The organism is Streptomyces sp. BPTC-684, from assembly GCF_030028635.1.
In the GTDB taxonomy this organism is placed as follows: domain Bacteria; phylum Actinomycetota; class Actinomycetes; order Streptomycetales; family Streptomycetaceae; genus Streptomyces; species Streptomyces noboritoensis.
On sequence record NZ_CP124863.1, the window covers coordinates 4,752,360 to 4,770,090 of the forward strand.

At 73.4% G+C, this 17,731-nt stretch carries 17 protein-coding genes and 1 riboswitch; of the genes, 8 read left to right on the forward strand and 9 right to left on the reverse strand.

The window, feature by feature from the left end; translation table 11 throughout:
* Positions 1-4 precede the first annotated feature (4 nt).
* From pknB to thiO, 4 genes are all read right to left on the reverse strand, one after another.
* Positions 5-1,978: a Stk1 family PASTA domain-containing Ser/Thr kinase gene (gene pknB, locus QIY60_RS20990; RefSeq protein WP_283143808.1), complete on the reverse strand. Its 1,974-nt coding sequence runs from the start codon at positions 1,976-1,978 to the stop codon at positions 5-7.
* 312 nt (positions 1,979-2,290) lie between these two features.
* Positions 2,291-3,085, reverse strand: a complete 795-nt coding sequence (locus QIY60_RS20995; protein WP_283143809.1) for a thiazole synthase — start codon at positions 3,083-3,085, stop codon at positions 2,291-2,293.
* Between the two features lie 3 nt (positions 3,086-3,088).
* Positions 3,089-3,304 (reverse strand): sulfur carrier protein ThiS, encoded by a 216-nt coding sequence (gene thiS, locus QIY60_RS21000; protein WP_283143810.1) that lies wholly within the window; start codon positions 3,302-3,304, stop codon positions 3,089-3,091.
* Positions 3,301-4,497 (reverse strand): glycine oxidase ThiO, encoded by a 1,197-nt coding sequence (thiO, locus tag QIY60_RS21005; RefSeq protein ID WP_283143811.1) that lies wholly within the window; start codon positions 4,495-4,497, stop codon positions 3,301-3,303. Before thiO ends, thiS begins: the two co-directional genes overlap by 4 nt.
* Positions 4,495-4,608: riboswitch (TPP riboswitch) on the reverse strand. It overlaps the preceding gene by 3 nt.
* 120 nt (positions 4,609-4,728) lie before the next feature.
* On the opposite strand from thiO, the gene QIY60_RS21010 reads away from it, so the two are divergent.
* The 5 genes from QIY60_RS21010 to QIY60_RS21030 all read left to right on the forward strand — a co-directional run bounded on the left by QIY60_RS21010 (position 4,729) and on the right by QIY60_RS21030 (position 8,986).
* On the forward strand, positions 4,729-5,892 hold the full coding sequence (locus QIY60_RS21010) for an FAD-dependent oxidoreductase (RefSeq protein WP_283146021.1): 1,164 nt from the start codon (positions 4,729-4,731) through the stop codon (positions 5,890-5,892).
* A gap of 43 nt (positions 5,893-5,935) precedes the next feature.
* The gene (locus QIY60_RS21015) at positions 5,936-6,301 is read left to right on the forward strand and encodes an Rv2175c family DNA-binding protein (protein WP_283143812.1); all 366 of its coding nucleotides are present in this window, start codon (positions 5,936-5,938) and stop codon (positions 6,299-6,301) included.
* A 72-nt stretch (positions 6,302-6,373) separates the two neighbouring features.
* Positions 6,374-7,030, forward strand: coding sequence for a thiamine phosphate synthase (thiE, locus tag QIY60_RS21020; RefSeq protein WP_283143813.1), 657 nt, complete (start codon positions 6,374-6,376; stop codon positions 7,028-7,030).
* Between the two features lie 96 nt (positions 7,031-7,126).
* Entirely contained in the window at positions 7,127-8,044 is a 918-nt protein-coding gene (gene metF, locus QIY60_RS21025; protein WP_283143814.1) for a methylenetetrahydrofolate reductase [NAD(P)H], read from the forward strand.
* 69 nt (positions 8,045-8,113) lie between these two features.
* Positions 8,114-8,986: a hypothetical protein gene (locus QIY60_RS21030; RefSeq protein WP_283143815.1), complete on the forward strand. Its 873-nt coding sequence runs from the start codon at positions 8,114-8,116 to the stop codon at positions 8,984-8,986.
* 42 nt (positions 8,987-9,028) lie between these two features.
* Here QIY60_RS21030 and QIY60_RS21035 read toward each other — a convergent pair whose 3' ends face one another.
* The 5 genes from QIY60_RS21035 to QIY60_RS21055 all read right to left on the reverse strand — a co-directional run bounded on the left by QIY60_RS21035 (position 9,029) and on the right by QIY60_RS21055 (position 15,057).
* Complete coding sequence (locus tag QIY60_RS21035) at positions 9,029-10,543, reverse strand: NAD(P)/FAD-dependent oxidoreductase (protein ID WP_283143816.1); 1,515 nt, start codon at positions 10,541-10,543, stop codon at positions 9,029-9,031.
* A 54-nt stretch (positions 10,544-10,597) separates the two neighbouring features.
* Positions 10,598-11,257: a DUF4126 domain-containing protein gene (locus QIY60_RS21040; RefSeq protein ID WP_283143817.1), complete on the reverse strand. Its 660-nt coding sequence runs from the start codon at positions 11,255-11,257 to the stop codon at positions 10,598-10,600.
* Positions 11,258-11,608: 351 nt separating this feature from the next.
* Positions 11,609-12,214, reverse strand: coding sequence for a TetR/AcrR family transcriptional regulator (locus QIY60_RS21045; RefSeq protein WP_283143818.1), 606 nt, complete (start codon positions 12,212-12,214; stop codon positions 11,609-11,611).
* A 28-nt stretch (positions 12,215-12,242) separates the two neighbouring features.
* A complete protein-coding gene (locus QIY60_RS21050; RefSeq protein WP_283143819.1) occupies positions 12,243-14,327 on the reverse strand; it encodes a YhgE/Pip domain-containing protein in 2,085 nt (694 codons plus the stop codon).
* Positions 14,299-15,057 carry an ATP-binding cassette domain-containing protein gene (locus QIY60_RS21055; protein ID WP_283143820.1) on the reverse strand — a complete coding sequence of 253 codons (759 nt, stop codon included), beginning with the start codon at positions 15,055-15,057 and terminating at the stop codon, positions 14,299-14,301. Before QIY60_RS21055 ends, QIY60_RS21050 begins: the two co-directional genes overlap by 29 nt.
* 176 nt (positions 15,058-15,233) lie before the next feature.
* Between QIY60_RS21055 and QIY60_RS21060 the strand changes: the two genes are divergently transcribed.
* From QIY60_RS21060 to QIY60_RS21070, 3 genes are all read left to right on the forward strand, one after another.
* Complete coding sequence (locus tag QIY60_RS21060; protein ID WP_190088759.1) at positions 15,234-15,761, forward strand: SAV_6107 family HEPN domain-containing protein; 528 nt, start codon at positions 15,234-15,236, stop codon at positions 15,759-15,761.
* Positions 15,762-15,903: 142 nt separating this feature from the next.
* Positions 15,904-16,662 (forward strand): methyltransferase, encoded by a 759-nt coding sequence (locus QIY60_RS21065; RefSeq protein WP_283143821.1) that lies wholly within the window; start codon positions 15,904-15,906, stop codon positions 16,660-16,662.
* Between the two features lie 341 nt (positions 16,663-17,003).
* Positions 17,004-17,402 carry a DUF3040 domain-containing protein gene (locus tag QIY60_RS21070; protein ID WP_283143822.1) on the forward strand — a complete coding sequence of 133 codons (399 nt, stop codon included), beginning with the start codon at positions 17,004-17,006 and terminating at the stop codon, positions 17,400-17,402.
* Positions 17,403-17,731 lie beyond the last annotated feature (329 nt).

A 17,731-nucleotide genomic window follows, 5' to 3' on the forward strand; every position in this document is an offset into this window, starting at 1 on the left:
TGGATCAGAGTCCCTTGGTCTTGATGGTGATGGTGGAGCCTTCCGGCGCCTGGTCGCCCGCCTTGACGGACTGGCCGGCGATCTCGTCACTCAGGAACGGGAAGCCGCGGTCGACGTCGACCTTGAAACCGGCCTTCTCCAGGTCCTTCTTGGCGTCGTCGGCCTTCTTGCCGGTCACCTTGGGCACGGTGACCATCCGCGGGCCCTTGGAGACGGTGAGCGTGACCGTGTCGCCCTTGGCGAGGCGGGAGCCCTCGGCCGCGGACTGGGCGGCGATGCTGCCTGCCTCCTGCGGCGAGTTGACCTGCTCGGGCGCGATCTGCACCTCCAGGCCCGCGTCCTTCAGGGAGGAGGTGGCGTCCTCCACCGAGTCCCCGACGACCCCGGGGACCTCGACCGGGGCGCCCTTGCTGACGACGAGGGCGACCGCGGTGTCCGCGCGGCGCGGGGCGCCGGCGGCCGGGTCGGTGCTGACGACCGAGCCCTGGTCGGTGTCCTCGTTGAACTCCTCGGTGACCGCGCCCGGCGTGAGACCGGCGTCGGCCAGCGCCTTCTTGGCGTCGTCCAGCGGCTTGCCGCTGACATCCGGGACCTTGACCATCTCCGGGCCGCGCGAGACCACGACGGTCACCGAGGCGTTGCCGCGCACGCGCGCGCCCGTCTCCGGGTCCGTCTCGATCACCGTGCCGCGCTTGACGGTGTCGCTGTAGCGGCGGTCGACCTTCTTCACCGAGAGACCCGCGTCCTCAAGGCGCTTCTTGGCGGCGCTCTCGCTCTGCCCGATGACGGCGGGGACGTGGGTGAACTGGCCGGAGTTGATGTACCAGACCCCGGCGCCGACGCCGAGGGCCAGCAGGACGGCGGCGACCACCGCGATCAGGCCGCGCCGCCCGTTCAGGACGAAGCGGGGCCGCCCGCCACGCGCGCGTGCCGGGGCGGGCCCGGGCGGCGGCATGGTCAGCCGGCTGGTGCGGTTGACGGGGTCCTGCTCGGCCGGGAGCGGGGCGGCGGCCGTGGGTGCGCTGCCCCGGGGCGGGGTCGCCACCGCGCGCGGTATGACGCTCGTACGGTCCTCGGAGCCGGAGGTCCCGGCCGCGGGCACGGCCTGCGGGGGAACCGCGTCCAGCTGCTCGTCGCCGAGCGCGGCACGGGCCTCGCGGGTCTGCGCGAGCAGGCCCACCGCGTCGTACGGCCGTGCGTCGGGGTGGCGGGCGGTGGCCGACGCCACCAGCTCGTCCAGCTCGACGGCGAGGCCGGGCACGGCGGCGGACGGCGCGGGCACGCCCTCGTGGAGGTGGGCGTAGAGGATCTGGGCGGCGTTCTCCCCGGAGTGCGGCTTGGCGCCGGTCAGCATCTCGTAGAGCACGACACCGCACGCGTAGACGTCCGCGCGGGTGTCGGCGGTGCCCTGCTCGATCTGCTCGGGGGCGAGGTACGAGACGGTGCCGAGGACGCTGCCGGTGGTGCTGGTGACCGCGTCCACCGCCCGGACCAGGCCGAAGTCGGCGACCTTGACCCGGCCGTCGTCCCCTATCAGGACGTTCTCCGGCTTCATGTCCCGGTGGACGAAACCGGCGCGGTGCGCGGCGCCGAGGGCGGCGAGCACCGGCTCCAGGATGTCCAGGGCGGCCCGGGGCTGGAGGGCGCCGCGCTCGCGCAGGACGTCGCGCAGGGTGCAGCCCGCCACGTACTCCATCGCCAGGTAGACGTACCCGCCGTCGGTGCCCTGGTCGAAGACGCCGACCACGTTCGGGTGGGCGAGGCGGGCGACGGACTTGGCCTCGCGGATGAACCGCTCCACGAACGAGCCGTCGGCGGCGAGCGCCGGGTGCATCACCTTGAGGGCGAGCACCCGGTCGAGCCGGGTGTCGACGGCCCGGTAGACCGTGGCCATACCGCCGACGGCGATGCGCGCCTCGACGCGGTAGCGGCCGTCGAGCACCTGCCCGACGAGGGGGTCCTGAAGGGTCGTATCCACGGAGCAGAGTCTACGAGCGGTCACGGACAGGGCCGGCGCTCTGGGTGTTTCCGGGGCGGGACTGCAGCGCAGCTGTAACGCGGAGGTGATCTCGGGTACGTCGTCGGCTGCGGACCGTGCGTGGCTGGTCGCGCAGTTCCCCGCGCCCCTTAGGCGGTCGGCCGCAGCCGGAGAACCAAGCTCAGCCATAGGCCTTTAGGGGCGCGGGGAACTGCGCGAGCAACCGGCCACGGTCCGCAGGCGAACGAGGGTTTCAGGGGCGCGGGGAACTGCGCGACCAGCCCCCCACCGGCCCGCAGATGAAGAGCGCGCTCAGAACGCCGGGCGTTCCGGGTCCAGCACGGCCCGCCCCTCCACGGGGGAGGACGCCTCGGCGAAGTGGCGGCGGGGAATCCGCCCCGCCCGGTACGCCAAGCGGCCCGCCTCCACCGCGTACCGCATCGCCTCAGCCATCAGCACCGGCTCCTGCGCACGCGTGACCGCCGACGCGAGCATCACCGCCGAGCACCCCAGCTCCATCGCGAGCGCCGCGTCGGAGGCCGTGCCCGCGCCCGCGTCGAGGACGACCGGGACCGTGGCCCGGTCCACGATCAGCTCGAAGTTGTGCGGGTTGCGGATGCCGAGCCCGGAGCCGATGGGGGAGCCGAGCGGCATGATCGCCGCGCACCCCACGTCCTCCAGCTTCCGGGCGAGCACCGGGTCGTCGTTGGTGTACGGCAGCACCGTGAAACCGTCGTCGACCAGCACCTCCGCCGCGTCCAGGAGCTCGATCGGGTCGGGCAGCAGGGTGCGCTCGTCGGCGACCACCTCCAGCTTGACCCAGTCCGTGCCGAGCGCCTCGCGCGCGAGGCGGGCGGTCAGCACGGCCTCCCCGGCGGTGAAGCAGCCCGCCGTGTTCGGCAGCACGCTGATGTTCAGCTTCTCCAGGACGGACAGGACCGAGCCCTGCACCGTCGGGTCCAGGCGGCGCATCGCGACGGTCGTCAGCTGGGTGCCGGAGGCGGCCAGCGAGCGCTCCAGGACGTCCAGGCTGGGCGCCCCGCCGGTGCCCATGATCAGCCGCGAGGTGAAGGTCGTACCGCCGAGGGTGAACAGGTCGTCGGCCATGGCTCAGCCTCCCTGGACGGCGGTCAGGACTTCGACGCGGTCGCCGTCGCCGAGCGTGGTGCGCGGCCACTCGCTGCGCGGGACGACCGCCTCGTTGACGGCGGCGGCGACGCCCGCGGGCGCCGGGGTCAGGGTGGCGACGAGGGCGTCAAGGGTGGTGCCCGTGGCGAGGTCGCGCACCTCGCCGTTGACGGAGACGGTCGTCGAGGAGACGGTCATGCGGTCAGCTCCTGCGGTACGGACTCCACCGGGGCGGAGGTGAAGCGGCGGGGGGTGAAGGGGCGCGCCTCGGCGGGCAGTTCGCCGGTGGCCAGCGCGTGCGCCAGCGCGTCGCCGGTGACGGGGGTGAGCAGCACCCCGTTGCGGTAGTGGCCGGTGGCCAGGTGCAGGCCGGGCAGGGCGGTCGGGCCGAGCAGCGGCGCGTTGTCTGGGGAGCCGGGGCGCAGCCCGGCGCGGGTCTCGGTCAGCGGCAGTTCGGTGATGCCGGGCACCAGCTCGTGCGCGTCGCGCAGCAGCTCGTAGACGCCGCCCGCGGTGACCGTGGTGTCCCAGCCCAGCTCCTCGCTGGTGGCGCCGACGACGAGCTCGCCGTCGGCGCGCGGCACCAGGTAGACGTGGCTGCCGCGGACCACCGCGCGGACCGTGCGGGACAGGAACGGCGCGTACGCGGGCGGCACGGTCAGCCGCAGCACCTGGCCCTTGACCGGGCGCACCGGCGGCCGCAGCTCGTCCGGGACCCCGGCGAGCCGGCCGCTGAGGCTGCCGCCCGCGAGGACGACCTGGTCGGCGGCGAGCTCGGTGCCGTCGGCCAGGACGGCCCCCGCGGCCTTCTCCCGTACCACCGAGAGCCGTTCGGCCCAGCCGTGGTGGAACACCACCCCGGCCCGCTCGCAGGCCGTCAGCAGGGCCTTGGCGAGGCGGCGCGGGTCGATCTGGTGGTCGCCGTCGACCCGCAGTCCGCCGCGCACCCCGGGCGCCAGCATCGGTTCCAGGCGGCGGCACTCGCGCCCGGTCAGCCACTGGGAGTCGAGTCCCGAGCGCTGCTGGAGGGCGTGCAGGTCGCGCAGATGGGCGCGGTCGTCGGCGTCCAGGGCGACCGCGAGGGTGCCGCAGGCGCGGTAGCCGGTGCCGAGGCCGCTCGCCTGCTCCAGCTCGGCCACGAAGTCCGGGTAGCGCCGGGCGGAGGCCAGGTTGAGGCCGAGCAGGGTCTCCTCGCCGTAGTGGAGCTCGGTGACGGCGGCGAGCATGCCCGCCGCGACCTGCGCGGCGCCGCCGCCGGGCGCGGGGTCGGCGAGCGCGGTGCGCAGACCGCGCTGCGCCGCCCGCCAGGCCGTGACGAGGCCGATGATGCCGCCCCCCACCACCAGTACGTCCGACCCGTGGGGAACTGCCCCGTTTCGGGATGAATGCATGGGCGTCCAGCCCCTCCCTTCGCCGGCATGACCCGGATCAGGTTCGTACGGTCGGAGGCCGCTGCAGCCTCCCTCTCAGCCCGGTGCGTCCGGGCTCCCGCGAGTGCTTGTACGTGCGTCAGGCTAACGCCTGACCGGTTTCCTGACGAACTGTCAGATGTTTATGGTGATCGGGTGAGCGAAAAGCAGACGCATTCGGAACAGCGCCACGTGGTGGTCGTCGGCGCGGGCATGGCCGGGGTCCAGACCGCGGTGGCCCTGCGCGAACAGGGCTTCCCGGGCCGGATCACCCTCATCGGCGCCGAGCCCCACCAGCCGTACGACCGGCCCCCGCTCTCCAAGGCGGTGCTGCTCGGCAAGGCCGACGGTTCCGCCTTCGAGGTGGACTTCGAGGGCCTCGGCGTCGACCTGCGCCTGGGCGAGACCGTCACGGACGTACGCGCGCGTGAGCACGAGATCGACACCGCGTCCGGGCCCGTCCCGTACGACGCGCTGGTCATCGCTTCGGGCGCGGAGCCGATCACGCTGCCCGGCATCGAGGGACTGCCCGACGTCCATCTGCTGCGCACCCTGGACGACGCCGGGCGGCTGCGCGCGGTCCTGAGCGCCCAGCTCCGCGTCGTGGTCGTCGGGGCCGGCTGGATCGGGGCCGAGTTCGCCACGGCCGCGCGCGAGGCGGGCTGCGCGGTCACCGTCGTGGAGGCCGCGGACCGCCCGCTGGCGGGCGCGCTGCCCGCCGAGGTCACCGAGCCGATGGCCGGCTGGTACGCGGAGAGCGGCGCCGAACTGCTCACCCACGCGCGCGTGGCGACGGTCGAGCCCGGAGCCGTCGTCCTGGCGGACGGCCGCCGGCTCCCGGCCGACGCGGTCGTCGTCGGCATCGGCGCCCGGCCCACCACCGACTGGCTGGCGGCCACCGGCATCGAGCGGGGGCCGGAGGGCGCGGTCACGGCCGACGACCGGCTGCGCACCTCGCTCCCGGACGTCTACGCGGTCGGCGACTGCGCCTCCTTCCCTTCGGGAAGGTACGGGGAGCGGCTGCTGATCCACCACTGGGACAACGCACTCCAGGGGCCGCGCACGGTGGCGGCCGACATCGTCGGCGAGGCGGTCCGGCCGTACGACCCGGTGCCGTACTTCTGGTCCGAGCAGTTCGGCAGGTTCGTCCAGTACGTCGGCCACCACGGCGGCGCCGACCGGCTGCTGTGGCGGGGCGAACCGACGGGCGCCGCGTGGTCGGTCTGCTGGCTGCGCGAGGGGAGGCTCGTCGCCCTCCTGGCCGTCGGCCGACCGCGCGATCTGGCGCAGGGCCGCAAGCTCATCGAGGCAGGTGCGACGCTGGATCCGGTCCGCGCCGCCGATCCGTCCGTCCCTCTCAAGGCCGCAGTCGGCTGAGCTCCGGCTACCGAGTGTCAGTCCGGGATGGCACGCTTGTCCCGTGACCGAGATTGACGCGAAAACCGATGCACTCGTCCCCGCCTGGCTCCACCTTCCCGACATCGCAGAGATGCTCGATGTCGAGGTGACGCGTGTGCGGCAGCTGGTCAAGGAGGGCCAGCTCATCGCCGTACGCCGCGGTGAGAACCGGACGCTGCAGGTGCCCGCCGCCTTCATCGACGGCGACAAGGTAGTGAAGGGCCTCGCCGGCACCCTCACGCTCCTGCGGGACGACGGCTACTCCGACGAAGAGATGCTCGAGTGGCTCTTCACCCCCGACGCGACCCTGCCCGGTACCCCCGCGCAGGCCCTGAGCGAGAATCGCGGCACGGAGGTGAAGCGCCGCGCCCAGGCGCTCGCCGTCTGACCTGATCGCCTACAGGTGGGGCGCGGACCGGGGGACCGGTCCGCGCCCGCACCGCACACAACGGGGGACTTCATGCCCACGGCCCGTGAGCAGCTCGCCGACGCCCGGCTCTACCTCTGCACGGACGCGCGCAGGCGCCAGGGCGACCTGCCCGCGTTCCTGGACGCCGTGCTGGCCTCGGGCGTGGACATCGTCCAGCTGCGGGACAAGGGCATGGAGGCCGCCGAGGAGCTGGAGCACCTGGCCGTCCTCGCCGACGCCTGCCGGCGGCACGGCAAGCTGCTCGCGGTCAACGACCGGGCCGACGTGGCCCATGCCATCGGCGCCGACGTGCTGCACCTGGGCCAGGGCGACCTGCCGGTCCCGGCCGCCCGCGCGATCCTCGGCGACGAGGTCCTGATCGGCCGCTCCACGCACGCCGACGCGGAGGCCTTCGCGGCCGCCGTCGAGCCCGGCGTGGACTACTTCTGCACGGGCCCCTGCTGGCCCACCCCGACCAAGCCGGGCCGCCACGCCCCGGGCCTGGACCTGGTGCGTTACACGGCCTCGCTCGCCACCGAGCGCCCCTGGTTCGCCATCGGCGGCATCGACGCGGCCAACCTCGACGAGGTCCTGGACGCGGGCGCCGAGCGGATCGTGGTGGTCCGGGCGATCACCGAGGCGGACGATCCCGCCGAGGCGACAGCGAACCTGGCGAAGCGGGTACGTGAACGCCTGGTGGCCCGCTAGAGGTTTTCTGTCCGAGGGGTGGACAATAGTCCGACAATGCGGACAAATTCCCCCGGCCTTGTTGGGGGACCGCCAAGGCCTGGCTAACCTGCGAGTATGGCCCTTGGCACTGCTTCCACCAGGACGCATCGCGCGCGCACCGTGCGCGAGATGCTGGCGACCGGTGAGACGACGTACTCGTTCGAGTTCTGGGCGCCCAAGACCGAGAAGGGCGAGCGGAACCTCTGGAACGCGCTGCGCCGGGTCGAGGCGGTGGCCCCGAGCTTCGTCTCCGTGACCTACGGCGCGGGCGGCTCCACCCGCTCGGGCACCGTCAAGGCCACCGAGCAGATCGCGGCCGACTCCACCCTGACCCCGGTGGCCCACCTCACGGCGGTCGGCCACTCGGTGGCGGAGCTGCGCAACATGGTCGGGCAGTACGCGGACGCCGACATCCGCAACATCCTCGCCGTGCGCGGCGACCCGCCCGGCGACCCGATGGGCGACTGGGTCAAGCACCCCGAGGGCGTCACCTACGCCGCCGACCTGGTCCGGCTCATCAAGGAGTCCGGCGACTTCTGCGTCGGCGTCGCCGCCTTCCCGGAGATGCACCCGCGCTCCGCCGAATGGGACACCGACGTACGGCACTTCGTCGACAAGTGCCGGGCCGGCGCGGATTACGCGATCACCCAGATGTTCTTCCGCCCGGAGAGCTATCTGCGGCTGCGCGACAAGGTCGCCGAGGCCGGCTGCGAGACCCCGATCATCCCCGAGGTCATGCCGGTGACCAGCGTGAAGCAGCTGGAAAGGCTGCCCCAGCTCAGCAATGCCGAGTTCCCGCCCGAGCTGAAAGAGCGGATCCTCGCCGTCAAGGACGATCCGGCCGCTGTACGCTCCATTGGCATCGAGTTCGCCACGGAGTTCTGCGCGCGGCTGCTCGCCGATGGCGTACCCGGGTTGCACTTCATTACCCTCAACAACTCCACGGCGACACTCGAGATCTACGAGAATCTGGGGCTGCACCAGCAGCCCTGATCAGTCGCATCTGGCGTACTGGCCGGCCGTCCCGCCAAGGGGGCGGCGGCCGTTGGGAGAGGGGCGTACATGGGCTGGGCGGTCCTCTACATCGCGTTCGGCATCGTCGCGCTCTGGCTGCTCGGCGAAGTGCTCCTGCAGTACAAGGCGCGGCTGCGCTGGCGCCTCCTCGCCTTCACGGGCTTCATGGGCGTGGTCCTGGGCGTCCTCCTGCCGTCGGTGTTCGTGATCATCCTGGGCGCGCTGGCCTTCGCGGTCGGCCAGACCTACGTCACCCTCTCCTTCCGCCGTGGCTTCTCCACCGGCTGGGCGGTCGGCGGCAGGCCGGGCGCCAGCCGCCGTCGCCGCTCGGGCGGGGCGGCCCCGCTCCAGGACCCGGTGCTCCAGGTCTCCGGCTTCCAGTACGAGGGCGACGGCGAGGCCGACGCCCCGCAGGACGCGAAGGCCGAGGCCGCCGACCCCGCCACCGCCGTGCAGGAGTCCGTCTACGAGCCGCAGCCGCTGCCCGACGACACCGGCCAGTACGGCGTCTACAGCGAGAACGCCCACGCCGGAGCCCAGCAGCAGTACGGCGGATACGACGCCGCACAGCAGCAGTACGCCGACCCGTACGCGGGCCAGTACGGCTACGGCACGGACACCGGGCAGCAGCAGTACGCCGCGTACTCCGACCCGTACATCGGCAGCGGCACCACCCAGGGCTACGGCAGCTACGACAGCTATGCCGCCCCCCAGCAGGCCTACGCCGACCCCTACGCCCAGCAGTACGGCACGGACACCCCGCCCGGCGGGGTCTGGGTGCCGCAGCAGCGCGACAACGAGCCCCAGCCGTACGGCGAGGAGCAGCCCGCGCCGTACCCGCAGAGCGGCGAGTACGGCAACGGGACGGGCGGCGGCACCGGATCCGGCTACGTCAACGAGCAGCAGCCGTACCGCTATTGAGTGGTCGTCGGCCCGGCCGGCGACCCCGCCCCGGCTACCGGCTCACTGCGAGCCGCGGAAGTCGTCGCCCTCCACGATCAGACCGCTGACCAGCGCCCCGGACATCCCGGCGTGCGCCAGCCCGCCGCCGGGGTGGGCCCAGCCGCCCGCCAGATACAGGCCCGGCAGGCGCGTCCGGTTGCCCGGGTGCAGCCGGGTGGCACCGGCCCCGGCCAGCGAGGGCGCCGGGACCGAGCCGCCCTCCGCGCCGGTCTCGGCCGCCGTGTCCGCGGGCGTGCGCACCACGCGCCACAGGATCCGCTCCCGCAGCCCCGGCACCGCCGCCTCCGCGACCTCCACCAGCGTGTCCGCGTACCGCTCGCGCGCCTGCTCGTCGGTCCAGTCGAACGGGCCCTGCGGGGGAGCCGTCGCGGTCAGCGTGACGGCCTCGTGGGCGTCGTCCGGCCGGGTCGCCGGGTCGTCGGGGCGCAGCACCGTGACCGTCGGCCGTATCGCCGGGTGGCGGGTGGTGAAGACCGCCTCCGCCTCCGCCGCCGGGTCGGGGGAGTGGACCACCGTGCGGTGCACCGCGTCGGCCGGGCGCCCGCCGCGCAGGGCGAGCAGCACCGTGAACCGCCCGGGGGCCTGGGCCGCGACCGGCCGCACATCGCCGTCCCGCCACGGCTCGCGCCCGCGCAGCGGGCCGGAGCCGGGGCGCGGCTGGGCGGCCAGGACCACATGGTCCGCCTCCGCCACCTCGCCTCCGGCGAGCTCCACGCCCGCCGCGCGGCCGTCCTTCTCCACGATCCCGGTGACCTCGGAGTCGAAGACGAAGGCGACCCGGCGCGCCAGGCACCGCTCGTACACCGCGCGCGCCAGCTCCCGCACGCCCCCGCGCACGTACCAACTGCCGAAGCTCTGTTCCAGGTACGGCAGCAGGGCGGCGCTCGCCGGGGCCGTGCGCGCGTCCAGGCCCTCCGCCAGCGCGTAGCTCGTCAGGAGCGCGGCGAGCCGGGGGTCGCCCAGCTCCCAGGCGCCGACCTCCGCGAGCGTGGACGCCTGGCGGGGGGAGCGCAGCAGCCGGCGCTGCTTGGGCGCCGGATACGGGTCGCGGGCCAGCACCTGCCAGTCGGGCCAGAGCGGCTCCTCCAGGAGCGGGCGCCGCGAGCGGTCCCAGGCGTCCCGCGCGCGGCCCAGGAAGTCGCCCCACTTCTCGCCCGCGCCCGCGCCGAGCGCCCCGTCGAGCGCCGAGACGACGCCCGCGCGCGAGGCGTTGGGCAGTGAGACGTCCGTGCCGTCGGCGAAGAGGTGGCGGGCGGCGGGGTCGGTCGGCGTGAGCTCGACCCGGTCCTCCAGGGGCTCCTTGCCGGTCTTGAGGAACAGGTCCCGGTAGACCGCGGGCAGGCGCAGCAGACCGGGGCCGGTGTCGAACACGAACCCGTCCCGCTCGAACCGTCCCAGCGCCCCGCCGTACGTCGACGCGCGCTCGTACACCGTCACCCGGTGGCCTGCCACGGCCAGCCGGGCGGCAGCCGCCATGGCGCCCATCCCGGCGCCGATCACCGCAATCCGTGCCATGCCTGCGACTTTATCGGCCGCCACTGACAACGCCGGTGCCCGGGCCGCGGGGGCTCACCGCGGTGGGAGCTTGCCGGGTGCCTCGGGCGGCCTGTTCTTCCGGCCGGGGGTCCGGGGGTTGTCCCCCGGGAAATGCAGTTCTTCGCGGCGCTGGGCGCGGCGGCGCCGGAAGCGGCGGATCCGGCTCCAGAGGAAGACCAGTATCACCACGCCGAGCACCAGCAGCGTGCCCGCGATCACGGCCGCGGCGACCGGGTGGAAGATCGCGAAACTTATGATCCCGGCGACGCCCAGGTCCTCGGCGGTGCTCAGCGCGATGTTGCTGAACGGCTCGGGCGAGGTGTTCACCGCCATCCGCGTCCCGGCCTTCACCAGATGGCTCGTCAGCGCCGTCGAGCCGCCGATCGCGCCCGCCGCCAGATCCGGCAGCGACCCGCTCTGCCCGGCGAGCAGCGCGCCCACCACGGCGCCCGCGACCGGCCGGATCACCGTGTGCACGGTGTCCCAGACCGAGTCGACGTACGGGATCTTGTCGGCCACGGCCTCGCAGAGGAAGAGCACCCCCGCGACGATCAGGACGTCGGGGCGCTGGAGCGCGTCGGGCACCTCGTCGGTGACCCCGGTCGCGCCGAAGATGCCGAGCAGCAGGACCACGGCGTAGGCGTTGACCCCGCTGGCCCAGCCGCTGGTGAACACCAGGGGGAGTACGGACACGGACGCGATCGTAACCAGTTCCGGCTTTCTGGAGCTGGGGTTGAGCACGGACGCCTGAGTATCCGTACTTAGAGCATGAGATGAGTAATTGCGCGGATGGGGTCCCGCCTGCATGGACGGGAGAGTGGAGGACACGGAGGGGGCAGGCGCGTCCGTACCGCCGACACGGGGCGGCGGAACGGCGCGGCTCCCCTGACGAACGGGGCACGGGGGGTACGGGGGTACTGGAGTGCCCAGAGCGACGTACGGGGGACGTGTTCCGAGGAAATGCGCCGGTGCGGCGGGGCCCATGGGGGATTCGGGCCTCGCCGCACCGGTGTTTCCGCTGCTTCCACGCGCGCGTGGACGGCGTCAGCGTCCGCTGACCCGCCCGTGCAGCAGCCGGGAGAGGGCCGCGTGCACCTCGTCGAGGGAGCGCTCGCTCTGGAAGGCCTGCCAGTCGAGCGCGGCCACCAGGACCATCCCGACCAGCGCGGCCGCCGTGAGAGGGATGTCGATCTCCTCGCTCAGCTCGCCCTCCGCGACGGCCTCGCGCAGCACCGTCTCGACGACGGCGACCGCCTCCTGGCGCACCACCATCAAGGTGGACTGCCAGGCCCGGTTGGTCCGCCACAGCTCCGCCACGTACAGCTGGGTGAAGGCCGGATAGCGGTGGATGAACTCCAGGCCCGCCCGGATCATCGCGTCCAGCGCCTCGACCCTGCTGCCACCGCGCGCGTGGGTGGCGTCGGCGGCCTCTTGAAGCGAGGCGGTGAGCAGCCCCACGCCGTGCCGCAGCAGCTCCTCGAACAGCTCGGTCTTGCTCTTGAAGTTGTAGTAGACCGTGCCTTTGGCGACGCCGGCCCGCTCCGCGATCTCGTCGACGGTGGTCGCCGAGAAGCCCTGTTCGGCGATGAGCGTCACCGCCGCCTCATAGAGCTTCTGCCGGGTCGCCTGCCGTCTGGTGCTGCTGTCCATGCGGTCGATTCTCACAGGTCCGGCGCTCCTAGAGGCTCAGCTCGGGGTGGAGCCGGTCCAACGTCCAGACCTGCTTCTTCCTGGCCGACAGGGCGGTCAGCGCCAGCGCGCCCGCCGTGAAGGCCACCAGCACCGCGCACCCCTGCCACACCGGCCCGAGCCCACCGCCCGTGATCAGCCGCCGCAGCCCCTCGACCACGTAACTCATCGGCAGGTACGGGTGGATCGCGTTGAAGAACGCCGGGCTCGTCTGCACCGGATAGGTGCCGCCCGCCGAGGTCAGCTGGAGCATCAGGAACGCGAGCACCAGGATCCGCCCGGCCGCCCCGAAGCGGGCGTTGAGCCACTGCACGATCGCCGCGAAGCAGCACGAGACGAGCACCAGGAAGCCGATGGTCCCGGCGGCGCGCTCCATCTGGAGGCCGAGCGCGAAGTGCAGCACCGTCATCAGCGCGCCCACCTGGAGCACCCCGACCGCCGCCACCGGCAGCCAGCCCGCCAGCGCGATCCGCCAGGCGGAGGCGCCCGCCGCGAGCGCCCGCCGGTTGAGCGGCTGGATCAGCATGTACGCGACCATCGCACCCACCCACAGGGAGAGCGGGATGAAGTACGGGGCGAAGCCGGTGCCGTAGTTGGGCGCCTTGTGCAGCGCCTGCGAGGCGAGCTTGACCGGGTCGGCCATCACGTCGGTGCGCTTGTCGCGCTCCTGCTTGTCGTAGTCGGGGATCTTGCCGACGCCGTCGTGCAGGCCGCCCGCGAGCTGCGCGGAGCCGTCGGAGAGCTTGAGCAGCCCGCCGTCGAGCGTGCCCGCGCCCTTCTTGAGCTTGCCGACGCCCGTGTCGAGGTCGCCCGCGCCCGTCTTGGCCGAGGTCAGACCGGTGTGCAGGGTGCCCGCGCCCTTGGCGACCTCCTTGGCGCCCTTGTTGAGGGCGTTGACGTCGCCGACGGCCTTGTCGAGGTCCGTGGCGAGCGTCGGCGCGTTCTTGGCGAGCCTGCGCGCCTGCTTCTGGAGTTCGGCGAGGTTCTTGTCGAGCTTCTTGAAGTCGCTGTTCTGGTCCTGGACCAGGGCGTTGACGTCATCGGCGACGGCCGCGACCGCGGCCGCGTCCTTCTTGGCCTGCTTGAGCTGCGGGCAGCCGCGCTCCATCGGCTTGTCGGACTCGCACAGCGACGTGTAGAGCCGGTTCAGGTCCTGGGCGCCCCGGTGGGCGCGGGAGGCCGCGCCGGGAGCGTCCTCGATGATCTTGGCGAGGTGGTCGCGGACCGGCTGGATGGAGTCCTCGACGAGCCGCGCCGTGTCCCCGATGGCCTTGGCGTTCTCCTTGAGGAACGGACGCGCCTTGTCCGCCGCCGTGTTGACCTTGTTCGCCAGGGTCTGGGTGCCCGCGGCGACCTGGCGGGCGCCGTCCTCCAGGTCGGCGGAGCCGGTGTTGAGCTTCTTGATGCCGCCCGCCAGCTTGCCGCTGCCCGTCTTGGCGTCGGACAGCCCGTCGGCGAGGTCCTTGGAGCCCTGCTTCGCCTTGCCGAGCCCGCCCTTGAGGTCGGCGGCGCCCTTGGCGGCCTTCTCGGTGGCGTCGTGCAGGTCGGAGAACGAGATGAAGATCTTGTCCAGGAAGGAGCGGGAGGCCTTGGCGGAGGCCGCCGAGCGCACCTCGGAGAAGACCGTGCGGGAGATGGACCCCACGATGTAGTTGTTGGCGTCGTTGGTGCGCACCCGGAGGGCGCCCGTCTCGGGGGAGTCCCCGGAGCTCGACGCGATCCGCTCGCTGAAGTCCGCGGGCATCGTCAGGGAGAGGTAGTACGTGCCGTCCTCGACGCCCTTGCGCGCCTCCTCGTCGCTCACCTCGTGCCAGTCGAACGTCTTGCTCTGGCGCAGCCGCTCGGCGATGCCGTCACCGGCGGCGATCCTCTGGCCGCCGGCGGTCGCGCCCTTGTCCTCGTTGACCAGCGCGACCGGCACCCGGTCGAGCCGCCCGTACGGGTCCCAGAACGACCACAGGTAGAGCGCGCCGTACAGCAGCGGCAGCAGCAGGAGCGCGACCAGCGCGGCGCGCGGCAGCTTCCCCCTGCCGAACCGCTTCAGCTCAAGCGCGGCCAGTCGTGGCGAACGCATCCCCCGCCCCCTCCTCGTGCTCGTCGTGCTTGCTTTCCGTACTCCGTACGGTGATGTCGGCGTCCCCGGGCGCCTGGCTGCAGACGGCGATCACCGTCGTACCGGCGTCCGCGACCGACCGCAGCAGCGCCCAGGCCTCGGCGCGCTCGGCGTCGGAGAGCTTCAGGTCGGTGTCGTCGACGCCGAGCAGCCGGGGCCGGCCCATCAGTCCAAGGGCCACGGACAGGCGCAGCGCCTCAAGCCGCTCCAGATCGCGTACGGAGGTGCGCTCGCCCTTCGGCAGCGCGGCTAGGTCCAGGCCCGCGGCCTTCAGTGCCTCGTCGATCGCCGCCCTGGCCGTGGTGCGGCGCTCGGCGGGCGTGCGCAGCAGGGCGCGTACGGACCCGTCGAAGCGGCGCTGGAGCAGCGCCCGTTCGCGCAGGTGCTCGGCGACGGTCAGGGCGGGGTCGAGGTCGCTGACCCCCGGGACCGGGCCCAGCGCGCTGAACCGGCGGACGGCGGACATCCGGCGCGGCAGCCGCTCGCCGCCGACCTCGGCGCGGCCCTCGGTGGGCTTCATCCGGCCGGTGAGGGCCAGCAGCAGACAGGTGCGCCCGGAGCCGGACGGGCCCTCGACGGCGACGAGCGAGCCGGGCGCCGCCTCCAGCCGCACGCCCCGGAAGACCCAGCCGCGCGGCCCCTTGAGCCCGAAGTCCTCGGCGGTGACGCCTGCCCCGTGCGGGCTGTCCACGGTCCCCCCATTCTTTGAACTGACTGGTCAGTACAAAAGATAGCCCGAACCTGCGTACGGGACAAAGGGGCAGGTCAAGGGTGGGGGCGGGGCGGGCGACGGCCGATTGTCAGTGGTGGCCCTCACGATGGACACATACGGCCACAGTGCCGTCACACGACGACAGGAGGTTCGTCATGGCCAGCCACCGCGCGGCAGCCGCTCACCGGCGCCGCCCCACCGGCCCTGCCCCCTCACTGAACGGTGCCGCGAGCGACATCCACCCGGTGCTGCGCCGGGACGGCGCGCCACCCGCCGCCCTCGACCTGCTCGCCCAGGCCCGCAGCGGTCTGGACGAGGCCGCCGTGCTCGACACCCCCAACGAGCGGTACGCGACGGCGCACCTGGCCGCCCTGCGCACCGCGGCCGCCGTGCTCGCCGCCCGGGGCCGCCCCGAGACCGCCCCGCGCCGGAGGCAGCGGATCCGCAGCGCGTGGGAGGTGCTGCCCGAGATAGCGCCCGAACTGACCGAGTGGAGCGCGCTGTTCGCCTCCGGAGCCACCCGCCGGGCCCGCGCCGAGGCGGGCATCCAGGGCGCGGCCACCGGCCGCGACGCCGACGACCTGATCCGCGACGCGGCGATGTTCCTGCGTCTGGTCGAGCGCCTCCTCGTCCTCCAGCCCGTGCTGCCCCAGCCCAGGACCCGGGAGCCGGACGCGGGGTGAGGCGGGGCCCGGCGCGGCGACGGGGGTGCGGTGAGGTGCGGGGATGAGCCGGGGGAGGCCCGCGAGGCAATAGGGTGGACGGGCCTTCACCGTTCTTCGCCCCGCCGTCCCACGGCGGCGCCGCGCCGAGGAGTCAACTGCCGTGCCGGACCCCATGCGCCCCCGCGCCTCTCTCCGTACCGCCGTGGTCTGGGAGGTCCTCAAGGACGCCCTCGACCGCCGGGTCAAGGCCACCGGGCGCGAGGCGCTGGACGTCCTGGACACCGGCGGCGGCTCGGGCAACTTCGCGGTGCCCGTCGCCCGTCTCGGCCACCGGGTCACCGTGGTCGACCCCAGTCCGAACGCGCTGTTCGCCCTGGAGCGCCGGGCCGCCGAGGCCGAGGTGGCCGACCGGGTCCGCGGCGTCCAGGGCGATGTGCTCGGCCTGTTCGACGTGGTCGAGCGCGGCGGCTACGACGCGGTCCTCTGCCACGGCGTCCTGGAGTACGTCGAGGACCCGGCCGAGGGCGTGCGCAACGCGGTGGACGCGCTGCGTTCGGAGGGGGCGCTGAGCCTGCTCGCCGCCGGACTCGGCGGCGCCGTGCTCGCCCGCGCGCTCGCCGGGCACTTCACTGAGGCCCGCCGGGCCCTGGGCGACCCGGCCGGACGCTGGGGCGACGGCGACCCGGTGCCCCGGCGGTTCACGGCCGAGCAGCTCACCGCGCTGGTCGCCGCGACCGGCGTTGAGGTGGGCGCGGTGCACGGCGTACGGGTCTTCGCGGACCTGGTTCCCGGGGTCCTCGTGGACACCGAGCCGGGCGCCCTGGACGCCCTGCTCAAGCTGGAGGCGGCGGCGGCCGAGCTCCCCGCGTTCCACTCCGTGGCGACGCAGTTGCACGTCCTGGGCGAGAAGCGCGCCTGACCCCCGTCCGGCCGCGCGGGCGGCTCCGGTGCGCCCGGCCGGCCCGGCCCCGTCACACGCCCGGGCGTCCCCGCGCTGATCAGCGACGCTGTCCCGGACGGCGTAGTGGCATGGAGTACGCCACAGGCCCCCCGATCGGCGGCTTCGCCCCGTATGATCGGGGTACAAGGTCCGGCATGGCGGGTCGCTCGACGGGGAATCCACTTCCCACCGGGCGGGCCGCCGTGGCGGCTCGGATTGGCGAATTGGCGTAGAGGGCGGGTTTCACGGGGGCGATTCCCTGCCTATCCTGAAGGGGCCGCATCCGGTCGCGCCCCGCGACCGACGAGTAGGAGGACTCCGTGCCGCTCTCGGAGCACGAGCAGCGCATGCTCGAGCAGATGGAGCGAGCGCTGTACGCCGAAGATCCCAAGTTCGCGACAGCGCTTGAGGGAAGCGGGCTGCGTACGTACACCCGACGACGGGTCTACCAGGCGGTCGCTGGCTTCCTGGTGGGTATCGCGCTCCTCATGATTGGTATCGGGCAGGGGATCTGGATCAGCGTGGTCGGGTTCCTCATCATGCTGGGCTGTGCCGTGCTCGCGGTCACCGGCTGGCGCAAGGCGCCAAGGCGCGGTGAGCAGCCGGCGGGCGGTAGTGCGGCGGCGCGGCCTGCCGCGCGCGCACGCGCACCGAAGCGGTCGATGATGGACCGCATCGAGCAGCGCTGGCAGCGGCGCCGCGACGAAGGCGGTCGCTAGGCCCGGCGGGCCTGCACGCTTGGACGTTTACCGAGGGGTGACCATCGACGGTGGTCACCCCTCAGTCGTATCGCTCGGCCTGCGGCCGCTGTGTCGTGCGGGCTCGTCGCCTCGGCCTGCGGCCTTCGCTCGTCCTCAGGCGCCGGACGGGCTGATTGATCGGCCCCGGCCCCGATTGCGGCCGCTGCCTCGTGCGGGCTCGTCGCCTCGGCCTGCGGCCTTCGCTCGTCCTCAAACGCCGGACAGGCTGATTGATCGCCCCCGTTGGCCGCCGATTGCGGTTGTCCCGCCCTGCGGACCGTCGCCTCGGCCTGCGGCCATCGCTCGTC